This window comes from Sphingobium phenoxybenzoativorans, assembly GCF_018286635.1.
GTDB classification, from domain to species: Bacteria; Pseudomonadota; Alphaproteobacteria; order Sphingomonadales; family Sphingomonadaceae; genus Sphingobium; species Sphingobium phenoxybenzoativorans.
On record NZ_CP073910.1, the window covers coordinates 3,586,373 to 3,599,200 of the forward strand.

Consider the following 12,828-nt stretch of genomic DNA (forward strand, 5'->3'; position numbering starts at 1 on the left):
TTTGAGGCGCTGCCTCTCCTGCAGCAAGCCGGTGCTTGTGCGCGGTGTCATCGCCGCATAGGAGAGAATAATGGCCGATATTCAAACCACCAGTGCGGCGCTGCCGCCAGTCATTATTCGCCGTTCAGACTATCGCGCACCCGATTGGCTGGTGCCGGAAATCGCCCTCGACTTCACGCTGGACGCGCAAAGCAGCCGCGTGCGCGCCCGCCTCTCGGTCACCCGCAATGGCGCGCATGATCGCCCGCTGCGCCTTGACGGCGACGGGCTTGTCCCGCGCGAGGTGCTGGTTGACGGGCGCGCGCTGAATGCGGCGGATTATGCGCTGGAGGATGGCGCGCTGGTTGTCCCGCTGACGGGCGAAAAGCATGTCGTGGAAACCCTGGTGGATATCTCGCCAGCCGCGAACACGCAGTTGATGGGCCTGTACGCCTCCGGCGGTTTGCTATGCACGCAGTGCGAGGCGGAGGGTTTCCGGCGGATCACCTTCTTCCCTGACAGGCCCGATGTTCTCAGCCGCTATCATGTGCGGATGGAGGCCGACCGGAAACTTTATCCGGTGCTGCTCGCCAATGGCGATCCGGTGGGCGCGGGCGAACTGGAGGGGGACCGGCACTGGGCGGAATGGAACGACCCCTTTCCCAAGCCCTGCTATCTGTTCGCCATGGTTGCGGGCGATCTGGCCTGCAACGCCGACAGCTTCACAACCCTGTCCGGCCGGGAGGTGAAACTCGGCATCTGGGTCAAGGAAAATGACCTTCCCCGCACCGGCCACGCCATGACGGCGCTCAAGCATTCGATGGCCTGGGACGAGAAGGTCTATGGCCGCGAATATGATCTGGACGTGTTCAACATCGTCGCCGTCGCCGATTTCAATTTCGGCGCGATGGAGAATAAGGGCCTCAACATCTTCAATTCCCGCTACATCCTGGCCGACCCGGATACGGCGACGGACATGGACTTCGACGCGGTTGAGGGCGTTGTCGCGCATGAATATTTCCACAACTGGTCGGGCAACCGCGTCACCTGCCGCGACTGGTTCCAGCTTTCGCTGAAAGAAGGCTTCACCGTATTCCGCGATCAGAGCTTCTCGGCCGACATGGGCTCCCCGCCGGTCAAGCGGATCGAGGATGTCCGCGCCCTGCGCGCCGCGCAGTTCCAGGAGGATGCCGGTCCGCTCGCGCATCCCGTGCGGCCGGAATCCTATATGGAGATCGGCAATTTCTACACGGCGACCATCTACAACAAGGGTGCCGAGCTGATCCGCATGATGGCGCTGATGCTTGGCGAAAAGCGTTTCCGCCAGGGCACTGACCTGTATTTCGACCGGCATGACGGCCAAGCGGCGACCTGCGAAGATTTCGTGCGCGCGATGGAGGATGGCGGGGACATCGACCTGCGCCAGTTCCGGCTATGGTATGAGCAGGCCGGCACGCCGCGGGTCAAGGCGCTGCTGGCGCATAATCATGCGAGCGGCGAGGCGCGGCTCATCCTGCGCCAGACGATCCCGGCCACGCCCGGCCAGCCCGTCAAGCAACCGATGGCCATTCCCATCCGCATCGCCCTGTTCGACCGCGCTAGCGGCAAGCATGGCGGCGATACGCTGCTTACGCTCACTCAGGCGGAGCAGGAGTTTGCCTTTACCGGCTTCGACACGCCGCCGATCCTGTCCATCAATCGCGGCTTTTCCGCACCGATCATTGTCGAGACGGAACGCAGCCAGGATGAACTGGCGTTCCTGTCGGCGCATGATGACGATCCGTTCGCCCGCTATGAGGCGATGCAGCAATTGATGGTGAACACGCTGGTCGGCGATGTCGCCGGGCATCCGCTGGACGATGCGCCAGTGATCGCCGCGATCCGCGACACGGCAAATGACAGCGCCCTGGATGCGGCCTTCATTGCGGAGGCGATCAGGCTGCCCAGCGAATCCTATCTGGGTGATCAGATGGCGATCGTTGACCCGGATGCGATCCACGCCGCGCGCGACCGGTTGCAGGCGAAGATCGGCAAGGCGCTTGAGCCTCTCTGGCGGGATATTCACGCCCGGACAGAGGCCAATGGATTCTCCCTGTCTCCGCAGGCGCGCGGCGCGCGCAAGCTGCGCAATGCGGCGCTTGCCTATCTGGCCGGATCGGGGGCGGCGGATGCCGACGATCTGGCCTTCGACCAGTTCGACCGCGCCGACAATATGACGGAGCGGCAGGCGGCGCTCGCGGTGCTGAGCAACAGCAGCGGCGAGAAGCGCGAAATCGCGTTGGACGTCTTTTACAATCGCTATTCGGGGGATGCGCTTGTTCTCGACAAATGGTTCCAGACGCAGGCGCTGGCCTTTCATCCCGATATCGTCGCCCATGTGAAGGAACTGGCGCAGCACAAGTCCTTCACCCTGACCAACCCCAACCGGGTGCGCTCGCTTTATGGCGCGTTCGCGGCAAACCAGTGGGCGTTCAACCACAAATCGGGCGAGGGCTATCGCATGGTCGCCGACCTGATCATCGCGCTCGACCCGATCAATCCGCAGACGGCCGCGCGGCTGGTGCCGCCGCTCGGACGCTGGCGGCGGTTCGATGTCGAGCGTGGGGAAATGATGCAGAATGCGCTGAAGCGCATCCTCGCCCAGCCTGGCCTGTCGAAGGATGTGACCGAACAGGCGAGCAAGAGCCTCGCCTGAACGCTTATCCGTTCAACCCTGCCGTGACCCAGGCCGCGACCTCCGCCGCGACCTTGTTCGCGGCCTGATTGAGCGGTCCGCCGACAGACCCGCCCTCAATATTCGAAACCGGCACGCTGGCGGAAAAGCGCTTCTTGCTGATCGACCGGCCGTCGGGCGCGGCCAAGGTCGCGTCATAGGTCACGATAGCCATCCGGGACTGCGCATCGACCCCGAAATCGACAAGCTCTCCCAACAAACGCCGCCCCGGATCGGCGGAATATTGGCCGGGATCCAGCACAATGGTCGTGCCCGATGCGCTGATCGTTTCCGACAGCAGGCTGCGGAAAAGATGCCGGGGCGTGTCCACCCACTGCACCTTCTGGATATAGGCGACGGAGGTCGGGCTTACCTGAACCGGGATGCGGACGGTATCCAGCTTCTTGGGCGCTTCCGGCTCCACCACCGTAACGCTGACGCCCGAACCGCCGCTGCGAACCGTGCCCGGCGCAACCTTCTGTTCGGCGCTGAGCGACAGGAGCATCGAGGGAGCCTTGCCGCCGAATGAGACGCAGCCGGGCAGCGTCAAAGCAGCGGCAGGCAGAAGCATGGCGATCAGCAGGCGGGCAGGTAAGATGACAGTGTTCCTCATGGCTTCATGCCTCTCTGCTCAGGGTTTGTAGTCGGGCAGCTTCGGCGCCCCGATAATCGAGCCGGCGCCCTGCTGATCAAGCTTCTCCGAAATGGCGCGGAAAGACCGCGACATTTCGCGCAGGTCGCGGATCAACAATCCGACCTCCGGCATGGTCTGCTTGGAAAAGACCTGAACGCCCGGCTTCGCCTCAGCGATCACGCCGTTAAGCGTCTGGATACTGGCGTCCGCCGACTGGATCGACTTGCGCAGATCCGCCATCAGCGGCCGGCCCTCCTGATCCAGAAGGGCGTTGGTCGTGGCAGACAGCTTGCCGATCTCCTCGGCCGCGATGCCCGCCTTTTGCACGGCAAGCCGCGTCTCGGCGAGCGTCTTTTCAATCTCCGGGCTCTGGTTCGCCAAGGCTCCAGTCACCGTGTCGAGATGCCCCAATATGCCGGAGATGTGCGCCTGATTCTTGTCGCTGAGCAATTCGGTCAACCGCTCGGTCAACGTCGACAGGCGCTCCAGGAGCTGCGGCGCATTGTTCAGCAATTCGCCCAACGCGCCTGGCTTGGTCGGAATGACCGGCACGCCATCGGGGCAGGCGCCAGTGATATTCTCCGCCGGACAGACGATCGGCGGCGCGCCCTTCACGGCTCCGTCCAGAACGATTTCCGACACGCCGGTAAAGCCGACGCCAGCAATCGTTGCCGTCGTCCCCTGCAGGATCGGTGTCCCCTCCTTCACGGCAATACGGACCTTCACGAAACTGGGATCGCGTTTCCAAAGCTCGATGTCTTTCACCTGCCCGGAGGGCACGCCGGAATAGTTGACGCTGGACCCTTTCGCGAGACCGTTGACCGACTGTTTGAAATAGATGTCGTACAGCGCATCCTCGCCGCCCGCGATGCGGGAGAACCAGAATGCGGCGATCATGACGGCCGCGAGGAGCACCAGCACCACGCTGCCCACCAGGATGTTGTTGGACCGTGTTTCCATCGCTTCCCTACTGCCTTCCCGGCGCGTCGCCGTCCAGTTTGCGCTTGCCTGACACCGTCGCGTTCCCCTTCGCCTTTGCACGCTGCTGCGCTTCGGTGGCGGCCCTGCCGCGTGGGCCGTTGAAATATTCCTGTATCCAGGGATGGTCGGTCGCCAGCAGTTCGTCGATCGTCCCGACGGCGATCACCTGCTTGTCCGCCAGCACGGCGACCCGGTCGCAAATCGAATAGAGCGTATCCAGGTCATGCGTGATCAGAAACACTGTCAGCCCAAGCACCTTTTGCAGCTTGCGCGTCTGTTCGTCGAACGCCGCCGCGCCGATGGGGTCGAGACCGGCGGTCGGCTCATCCAGGAACAGAAGGTCGGGGTCGATCGCCAGCGCCCGCGCCAGCCCCGCCCGCTTGCGCATGCCGCCCGACAGTTCGGACGGATATTTGGGACCGGCTTCGGCGGGAAGGCCAGTCATGTGAATCTTGTACGCGGCGATCTCGTCGCGCAATTGCGATCCGATATTCGGATAATATTCGCGCAGCGGCACCTCGACATTTTCGGCGACGGTCAGGGTCGAGAAAAGCGCGCCGCCCTGAAACAGCACGCCCCAGCGCTTGCGGATGGCGACGGCCTCGGCCTCGTTCCGGTCGACCATGGATTCGCCGAAAACCTCGACCGTTCCCTCATCGGGAACTTGCAGGCCGATGATGGAGCGCATCAGCACCGACTTGCCAGTGCCCGAACCGCCGACCACGCCAAGGATTTCCCCCTTGCGCACATCAAGGTCGAGATTTTCATGCACGACCTGCTTGCCGAAACTGTTTTTCAGGCCGCGCACACGAATGGCGAACTTCGCCTTCTCGACGGCCTCGTCGACGCGCGCCTGCTCTGCGGCATTGGCTTCTTCCTCGGCGGTCAATTCCAGCCTACCCAAGTGAAGAATACCGCAAAGAACGCATCGATGACGATGACAAGGAAGATCGCCTGAACCACTGCCGAGGTCGTGCGCAGTCCGACTTCCTCCGCATTCGCCTTCACCTGCAACCCCTGAAAGCAGCCGGAGATGGCGATGATAAGGCCGAATACCGGCGCCTTGATCAGCCCAACCCAGAGGTCGGTGATCGGCACCACTTCCCGCAGGCGCTGAATGAATGTGATCGGCGGAATGTCGAGCGATACGGCGCACAGGAAGCCGCCGCCGATGATCGCGACGATGGACGAATAGAAACCCAGCAAGGGCATCATCACCACCGCAGCCGTCACCCGTGGCATCACCAGCGCCTCCATCGGCGACACGCCAATGGTCCGCATGGCGTCGATTTCCTCGGTCAGCTTCATGGTGCCAAGCTGCGCGGCGAATGCCGATCCGGACCGCCCGGCGACCATGATCGCCGTCATCAGCACGCCCAGTTCACGGAATGTCAGGCGGCCGACCAGATTGATCGTCAGCACCTCCATGCCGAACTGGCGAAGCTGCACGGAGCCTTGCTGCGCAATGACGATGCCGATCAGGAAGCTCATCAGGCCGATGATCGCGAGCGCTGAAACGCCGACCACTTCAAAGCGCTGAACAACGGCATTGACGCGAATACGGCGGGGGTGCCGGATCAACGTCCAGGCCGTCACCAATGTCGCGCCGAAAAACCCCAGAAGGCCAAGCAGCGTCTGCCCGGCCGTGATCGTCGCGTCACCGATTTCGCCGAGCACGCGCTGGAAAGGCGGCGTTCTGTCGGGGCGGATGGCGACGGGTTCGTCGACCTTGTTCACTTCCTCGATCAGGCGGGTGGCGTCATCGCTTGCGCCCTCGATCCGGGCATCCACGCGGGCGACGAACCGATGGATGGTCCATGCGCCGATGGTGTCGATATGATCGACGTCGGACATGTCCAGCGTCTTTACCGGCCCCTCAATCGCATCGAGCCGGTTCGGCAGTTCTCCCAGGCAACTGACCGACAGATTGCCGGACAGGCGGAGCACGGCGCCATTATCGCCCGTCTCCTCGCTAAGTTCTGCCGGTCGGTTCATGCGGGGAATTTAGTGGTCCATTATCTGTTGCGCGGCAAGCCGAAACGGCCCAACCACGAGATAGAACAATAGACGGTGATAAAGGTTTCGGAAACGGCATGACGGAAAAGCTGGCGCTCTACGACATGGACAGGACCGTGACGTTCGTCGGAACCTATACCGGCTTTCTGGTCCATATCGCCCTTGCCCTTTCCCCTTGGCGGCTGGTGATGGTGGTGTTCGTGCCGTTCGTCATGCTGGCCTATATTCTGAAGCTGATCGACCGGGTGAAGCTGAAGGAGATCAACCAGGCGCTGATGATCGGATCCCGCGTGGACCGGACAAAGCTGGCGCCCTGCCTTGAAAGCTATGCCGAAAAGGTGATGCAGGGGAATATTCGCGGCGAGGCGAAGGCGCGGATCGCGGCGGATAGGGCGGAGGGCTATACGCTGGTCCTCGCGACGGCGTCCTTCCGCCTTTATGTAGAGCCGATCGCGCGGCGGCTGGGCTTTGACGCGGTGATCGCGACCGATCACCTGATCCAGGACCTGCCCTATCTGCGGGCCAAGATTTCAGGCGAGAATTGCTATGACACCGGCAAGCTCCGGATGATCCAGGCGTGGATGGCGGCGCGGGGGATGGAGCGCACGGATACGCATATCCGCGCCTATTCCGACCATGTGTCGGATGCGCCGATGCTGGAATTTGCGGACGAGGCTTTTGCGGCAAACCCGCACAGGCCGCTGGCGAAGCTGGCGCTGGCGCGCGGGTGGACTAGGGTGGATTGGGATTGAGAGTATGTAACCCTCATCCCGTTCGGGCTGAGCTTGTCGAAGCCCTGCCCTTCCTCGCAAGAAAGGACAGTCCTTCGACAAGCTCAGGACGAACGGTTTATGATTGTGATGTCTAGCTAGTTACCCAATCGCCGCCAACGCCTGCTCAAAATCGGCAATCAGGTCATCCGCATCCTCGCACCCTATTGAGATGCGAACCATATTGTCGCCGATCGCCAGCGCCTTCTTGCGCTCCGCCGGAACGGACAGGTGCGTCATCACCGCCGGATGGCTGGCGAGCGTTTCCGTCCCGCCAAGGCTGACCGCCAGCTTTGCGATCTTCAATGCATCAAGGAAAGCGAAGCTCTCCGCCTCCCCGCCTTTCAGGTAGAGCGAGAAGGTTGAGCCCGCGCCGGCGCAGTGCCGATCATAAATATCCTGCTGCCGCGCATTTTCCGGGAAGCCGAGATAGACCACCTTTTCCACCTGCGGCTGGTCGCGGAGCCAGGCGCAGACCTTCGCCGCATTTTCGCCCGCGCGGGTCATGCGCAGTTCCAGCGTCTCCAGACTGCGGAGCAGCATCCAGGCGCTGTGCGGGTCCAGGATGGTGCCGATGGTGTTGCGCATCAGGCGGATGCGGTCGACCAGCGCCTTTGACCCCAGCACGCCGCCCGCCACCAGATCGCTATGCCCGCCCGCATATTTGGTGAGGGAATAGATTACGAGGTCAGCGCCGTGCGCCAGCGGCTTGTGCCACAACGGGCCGAGAAACGTATTGTCGATCAGGACCGGCGGGCTGTCCGCCCCTTCCCCGAACAGCGCATCGCGGCGCGCGACGACCGCCTCCACATCGACAAGGACATTGGTGGGATTTGCGGGGCTTTCCAGATAGATCATGGCGACCCGGCCGATGCCTTTCGCCTTCTCGATCACCGCGCCGATCTCCTCCGCCGTCGCGCCGGCCGGGAAGTCGAGCCAGGACACGCCGAACTTGCCGAGGATTTTGCCGATCAGCCCCTCCGTCGCAGCATAGAGCGGCGCGGAATGGACAATGACGTCGCCCGGCTGGACAAGCGCGATAAGGGCGGTGGCGATGGCCGACATACCGCTCGAAAACAGCAGCGCATCCTCCGCATCCTCCCAGACGGCGAGGCGATCCTCCGCAATCTCCTGATTGGGTCCGTTGAAGCGGGAATAGACCAGCCCCTCAGACCCGCCGGGGCGGATGCCGGTGACGCCCTCAAAATGCCGCTTGCCCGCCGCCGCGCTTTCGAACGCGAAGGTGGAGGTGAGGAAGATGGGCGGTTTCAGCGCGCCTTCCGATAGCGCCGGATCATAGCCGTGCCCCATCATCAGCGTGGCGGGCTTCAGCCTGCGTCCGCCAATTTCCATGATGTCGGGCTTGGGGCGGCGGCGCGGGGTCGTACCGGTCAGGTCGGCTTCATTATTGTCAGTCATGGCTATCCTCATCTGTGCGCCCGTTGGGGCGCATCTCGTGAGGACAAGCTAAGGGTGATGCCTCAGCCGGACAAGCCGATCAGCGATATCTGCCGCCCATAACCTTCCTCCCCCCTCAGGCAGGACCGGCGGTAACTGAAGAAGCGTTCGGGCTGGCTGCAGGTGTCCTCGCCCAGCGCCTCGACGCGCTGGACGCCAGCGGCGGCAAGGCGGTGGGCGACATAGGCCTCTATGTCGAACATGCGATGCCCCTCGCGCCCGGCGAGGAAGAAGCGTTCATTGTCCGGGTCGGCATCTTCAAAGCGCAAAGCGAAATCCTCGCGTACTTCATAGGAGGCGCGGCCAATGCAGGGACCGATGGCGCAGGCGATGTTTGCGCGATCCGCGCCCAGCGCTTCCATCGCTTCAAGCGTTCGATCCGTGACGCCATTGATCGCGCCTTTCCACCCTGCATGCGCGGCGCCGACAACGCCTGCAGATATGTCGGCGAACAGCACCGGCACGCAGTCCGCGGTCAGGATACCGAGCAACAGGCCGAGGCGATCCGTGACCAGCGCATCGGCAGCCGGACGTTCATCCTCGCCAACCGGCGCTGTTACGGTCACAACGTCGGGCGAATGCACCTGCCGCACGGTGACAAGCATGCTGCCGGGCAGCACCGCATTACGAGCGATGTCGCGATTGCGCAGGATGGCGTCGCGATCATCGTCCGATCCCAGGCCAACATTGAGTCCGGCATAGAGACCCGTCGACACGCCGCCGATCCGGCCGAGGAAGCCGTGCGGAACGCCATCGAGGGCGCGAGCCTTCAGCAGTTCAACCAATGCCTTCCCCCGTCATCAACCTGCGCGCTTCATCTTCACCAATAGCTCATCCAAAGCGGACAGGAAGCGCGAACGGTCGGCCTTTGAGAAAGGCGGCGGACCGCCAATGGCCGATCCATCCGCGCGCAGGTCCGCCATGATCGCGCGGGTGGCGATGGCGTTGCCGATCGAGCTGGTGGTGAAGGGTTTGCCGTTGGAACCGAGCACCTTCGCCCCGGCTTTCAGGCAACGATCGGCGAGCAGGATGTCGGCTGTGACCACCACGGCATCGCCTGCCGCCTGTTCCGCGATCCAGTCGTCGGCGGCGTCAAAGCTGTCGCTGACCACAACCCGGCCAATCAGCGGATGCTGCGGCACGCGGATCGGGCTGTTGCTGACGATGGTGACGGGCGCCTCGTGACGGAAGGCGACCTTGTAGATCTCCTCCTTCACGGGGCAGGCGTCAGCGTCGACTAGGATGCGGGGCATGAAGATATCCGGTAGGTTTTAACCTATATACCGTTCGGGCTGAGCTTGTCGAAGCCCTGCCCTTCTTTGAAGAAAAAGGCAGTCCCCTTCGACTGCCTGCAAGGCAGGCGCTCAGCTTCGACAAGCTCAGGACGAACGGCGTAAAGGTCAAATCATCCCGGCCGATTGTTCCGGGGCTTGCCCGCAAAAGGCTTCCCGCCGCCGGGCTTCCCCTTGAATGGCCGCCCCCCGCCGGGTTTGCCGCCGCCCGGTCCACCGAAGGGTTTCGCCCCCAACGTCTTGCGGCCTGCAGGCTTGGCGTCATAGCGCTTGGGCGGCGGACCGTCATTGGCGCGACGGTCATTGCGGCGATTATGCTTCGCCTCATCGCGCGGCGTGCCCTGGATCGGTTCAATGACGATCAGCCCCTCGCCATCCGGGTCATCCGCCACGGTGCGCTTGACCGCATCCATGAAGCGTGCGGCAACCTGGCGGGGCACCTCGAACAGCGTTTCCGACTGGGCGAGGCGGATCGCGCCAATCTCGCTACGCGTGATGTGGCCGCGGCGGCAGAGCAGCGGCAATATCCAGCGCGGATCGGCATTGTCGCGGCGGCCGATATTCATACGGAACCAGACGGTATCCTCAAAACCAGGACGCGGCCCATCCCGGCGGGGGGCGGCGCTGGCGTCCAGCATTTCCTCTGGTGCAGGCATGCTGGCGCGGTGCGCGCGGACGAGCGCGGCGGCGATCTCCTCCGGGCTGCGCTCGGTCAGCAGACGCTGCGCCAGCGCGCGATCCTCGTCATCCACCTCCACGGGCTCCAGCAGAGCGGCCATCAGACGCTCACGATCGTTGCGGCGAATATCGTCCGCCGTCGGCGGCTGAATCCATTCAGCGTTGATCTTCGCGCCGCGCAGCATGGACTCGACGCGCTTACGGCGGGGATAGGGAACCAGCAGCACGGCCGTCCCCTTCTTGCCTGCGCGGCCGGTGCGGCCAGAGCGATGCTGCAGCGTTTCGGCATCGCGCGGCAACTCAACATGGACGACAAGGCTGAGGGTCGGCAGATCGATGCCGCGCGCCGCGACATCGGTGGCGACGCATACGCGGGCGCGACGGTCGCGCAGGGCCTGGAGGGCGGCGTTGCGCTCATTCTGGCTATGCTCGCCGGACAGGGCGACGGCCTGGAAACCACGCTCGGTAAGGCCGGCATGCAGGTGGCGGACATTGTCGCGGGTGGCGCAGAACAGGATCGCGGTCTCCGCTTCGTGGAAGCGGAGCAGGTTGACGACGGCATTTTCGATGTCGGCGGGCGCGACCGTTACAGCCTGATAACTGATATCGCCATGGCCCCGATCTTCGCCGACCGTAGAGATGCGCAGCGCATCCTGCTGGTACCGTTTGGCCAGCGCCACGATCGGCTTGGGCATGGTCGCAGAGAATAGCAGCGTGCGCCGCCCCTCCGGCGTCGCATCCAATATTTCCTCAAGATCCTCGCGAAAGCCCATGTCGAGCATTTCGTCGGCCTCATCGAGCACGGCGGCGCGCAGTTCCGACAGGTCGAGCGCGCCGCGCTCCAGATGGTCGCGCAGGCGGCCGGGCGTGCCGACGACGATCTGCGCGCCCTGCGCCAGATTGCGGCGCTCCTTGGACGCATCCATGCCGCCGACACAGGTGGCGATGCGCGCGCCAGTCGGGCCATAGAGCCAGATCAACTCCCGGCTGACCTGCAAGGCCAGTTCGCGGGTCGGCGCGATGATGATCGCCAGCGGCAGGCGGGTCGGCATTGCGAACCCCTCCGCATTGAGCAATTCGCCAGATAAAGCGAGGCCGAAAGCGACGGTCTTGCCCGACCCGGTCTGGGCGGAAACGATAAGGTCGCGGCCGATGGCTTCCGGTTCCAGCACGGCGGCCTGAACCGGTGTGGGCGCGGCATAACCACGGGCGGAAAGCGCTTCGGACAGAAGCGTGGGGAGGCTGTTAAAAGACATGAACTCTCAATGATATGGCTGCTCATGAGCAGCAGGCGGCGAACCACATGGTCCGCGCGATGCGGCCCCTTAGACCATTTCTGCGCAAAACCCTAGCATTATGCGCAGACGCAGGAAGATGCTTCAGCGCATCGTTCCGGCAAGCGCCAATATGACACCCATTGCGATGAGGAGCAGGCCCGACACTTCGCTGCCCCGCATCTTCTCCCGCAGGTAGAAATGCGAGAAAGCGAGGGTGAAGATCACCTCCACCTGCCCCACGATCCGCACCAGCGCGACAGGCGCGGTGGCGAAACCGGTAAACCAGCAGGCGGACCCCAGGGACGCCAGAAAGCCGACCTGACCGGACGAGCGCCAGGTGAGGAATATCCGCGAAACCTGTTCCCTCTCGCGCCAGAACAGCCAGACGCCCTGCATCACCGTCTGCATCGTAATGGTGCAGCACAGGACGATCAGCGCGGCCCGGATATGGTCGGGCGTGGCCACCTCCTGCGTCGCGCGCCGTATGCCGATGGCTGTCAGGGCGAAGAAAAGGCCGGAGGCGATTCCGCACAAAGCGGAGGGCTTGCCGAGCGCGCGCACAAAATCGGCCGGCTCCATTCGCTTGCCGCCGGTCGACAGGATCATCACGCCTGCAACGCCGCACAAGATGCCAACCCAGCTCAGCGCGCTCAGCGTTTCGCCAAGCAGCAGGAAGGAGAGGATCGCGCCCTGCACAGCCTCCGTCTTGGAATAGGCGGTGCCGACGACAAAGTTGCGATGATTGAACGCCATCAACAACAAATTCGTCGCGATAATCTGCGCAAGACCACCGGCGGCGCAAAAGAGCGGGAACAACCGCCCAAGCGCTGGGAAGGCGGAGGGCGCGAACGCCCATTGGTAGAGGCCAAGCATCAGGAATGCGAAGGGTAAACCATATAGATAACGCACCAGTCCCGCCGCATTGACGGACAGATTCTGGCTGACACGTTTCTGCAGCGCCGTCCGCCACGCCTGCACCGCCCCAGCGAACAGCGTGGCGGGCAGCCAGATGGGAGATGTGATCACCCGG

The 12,828-nt window shown here is 63.4% G+C and carries 11 protein-coding genes; 2 read left to right on the forward strand and 9 right to left on the reverse strand.

The window, feature by feature from the left end:
• The first annotated feature begins 70 nt into the window (after positions 1-70).
• Complete coding sequence (pepN, locus tag KFK14_RS17810) at positions 71-2,674, forward strand: aminopeptidase N (protein WP_212608605.1); 2,604 nt, start codon at positions 71-73, stop codon at positions 2,672-2,674.
• Positions 2,675-2,678: 4 nt separating this feature from the next.
• On the opposite strand, the gene KFK14_RS17815 is transcribed toward pepN, so the two are convergent.
• Genes KFK14_RS17815 through KFK14_RS17830 form a run of 4 tightly spaced genes read right to left on the reverse strand, consistent with a single transcriptional unit; the run spans position 2,679 to position 6,302 of the window.
• Entirely contained in the window at positions 2,679-3,305 is a 627-nt protein-coding gene (locus KFK14_RS17815; protein ID WP_070155166.1) for an ABC-type transport auxiliary lipoprotein family protein, read from the reverse strand.
• Positions 3,306-3,323: 18 nt separating this feature from the next.
• Positions 3,324-4,286, reverse strand: coding sequence for an MlaD family protein (locus KFK14_RS17820; RefSeq protein ID WP_070155164.1), 963 nt, complete (start codon positions 4,284-4,286; stop codon positions 3,324-3,326).
• A gap of 7 nt (positions 4,287-4,293) precedes the next feature.
• Complete coding sequence (locus tag KFK14_RS17825; RefSeq protein ID WP_212608606.1) at positions 4,294-5,196, reverse strand: ABC transporter ATP-binding protein; 903 nt, start codon at positions 5,194-5,196, stop codon at positions 4,294-4,296.
• The gene (locus KFK14_RS17830) at positions 5,193-6,302 is read right to left on the reverse strand and encodes an MlaE family ABC transporter permease (protein WP_212608607.1); all 1,110 of its coding nucleotides are present in this window, start codon (positions 6,300-6,302) and stop codon (positions 5,193-5,195) included. Before KFK14_RS17830 ends, KFK14_RS17825 begins: the two co-directional genes overlap by 4 nt.
• 98 nt (positions 6,303-6,400) lie before the next feature.
• Between KFK14_RS17830 and KFK14_RS17835 the strand changes: the two genes are divergently transcribed.
• The gene (locus KFK14_RS17835) at positions 6,401-7,075 is read left to right on the forward strand and encodes an HAD family hydrolase (protein ID WP_212608608.1); all 675 of its coding nucleotides are present in this window, start codon (positions 6,401-6,403) and stop codon (positions 7,073-7,075) included.
• 120 nt (positions 7,076-7,195) lie between these two features.
• Here KFK14_RS17835 and KFK14_RS17840 read toward each other — a convergent pair whose 3' ends face one another.
• The 5 genes from KFK14_RS17840 to KFK14_RS17860 all read right to left on the reverse strand — a co-directional run bounded on the left by KFK14_RS17840 (position 7,196) and on the right by KFK14_RS17860 (position 12,824).
• On the reverse strand, positions 7,196-8,512 hold the full coding sequence (locus KFK14_RS17840; RefSeq protein ID WP_212608609.1) for a cystathionine gamma-synthase family protein: 1,317 nt from the start codon (positions 8,510-8,512) through the stop codon (positions 7,196-7,198).
• Positions 8,513-8,574: 62 nt separating this feature from the next.
• Positions 8,575-9,336, reverse strand: coding sequence for a peptidoglycan editing factor PgeF (gene pgeF / locus KFK14_RS17845; RefSeq protein WP_212608610.1), 762 nt, complete (start codon positions 9,334-9,336; stop codon positions 8,575-8,577).
• A gap of 15 nt (positions 9,337-9,351) precedes the next feature.
• Positions 9,352-9,804 carry a YaiI/YqxD family protein gene (locus KFK14_RS17850; protein ID WP_212608611.1) on the reverse strand — a complete coding sequence of 151 codons (453 nt, stop codon included), beginning with the start codon at positions 9,802-9,804 and terminating at the stop codon, positions 9,352-9,354.
• 152 nt (positions 9,805-9,956) lie between these two features.
• A complete protein-coding gene (locus KFK14_RS17855; protein WP_212608612.1) occupies positions 9,957-11,777 on the reverse strand; it encodes a DEAD/DEAH box helicase in 1,821 nt (606 codons plus the stop codon).
• A gap of 123 nt (positions 11,778-11,900) precedes the next feature.
• The gene (locus KFK14_RS17860; RefSeq protein WP_212608613.1) at positions 11,901-12,824 is read right to left on the reverse strand and encodes a DMT family transporter; all 924 of its coding nucleotides are present in this window, start codon (positions 12,822-12,824) and stop codon (positions 11,901-11,903) included.
• Positions 12,825-12,828 lie beyond the last annotated feature (4 nt).

Bases quoted from the DNA above. Each gene is read 5' to 3' on its own strand.
- KFK14_RS17830 (WP_212608607.1), bottom strand. From the start codon at position 6,302: ATGAACCGACCGGCAGAACTTAGCGAGGAGACGGGCGATAATGGCGCC.
- pepN (WP_212608605.1), top strand. From the start codon at position 71: ATGGCCGATATTCAAACCACCAGTGCGGCGCTGCCGCCAGTCATTATT.
- KFK14_RS17835 (WP_212608608.1), top strand. From the start codon at position 6,401: ATGACGGAAAAGCTGGCGCTCTACGACATGGACAGGACCGTGACGTTC.
- KFK14_RS17855 (WP_212608612.1), bottom strand. From the start codon at position 11,777: ATGTCTTTTAACAGCCTCCCCACGCTTCTGTCCGAAGCGCTTTCCGCC.
- KFK14_RS17820 (WP_070155164.1), bottom strand. From the start codon at position 4,286: ATGGAAACACGGTCCAACAACATCCTGGTGGGCAGCGTGGTGCTGGTG.
- KFK14_RS17850 (WP_212608611.1), bottom strand. From the start codon at position 9,804: ATGCCCCGCATCCTAGTCGACGCTGACGCCTGCCCCGTGAAGGAGGAG.
- KFK14_RS17815 (WP_070155166.1), bottom strand. From the start codon at position 3,305: ATGAGGAACACTGTCATCTTACCTGCCCGCCTGCTGATCGCCATGCTT.
- KFK14_RS17840 (WP_212608609.1), bottom strand. From the start codon at position 8,512: ATGACTGACAATAATGAAGCCGACCTGACCGGTACGACCCCGCGCCGC.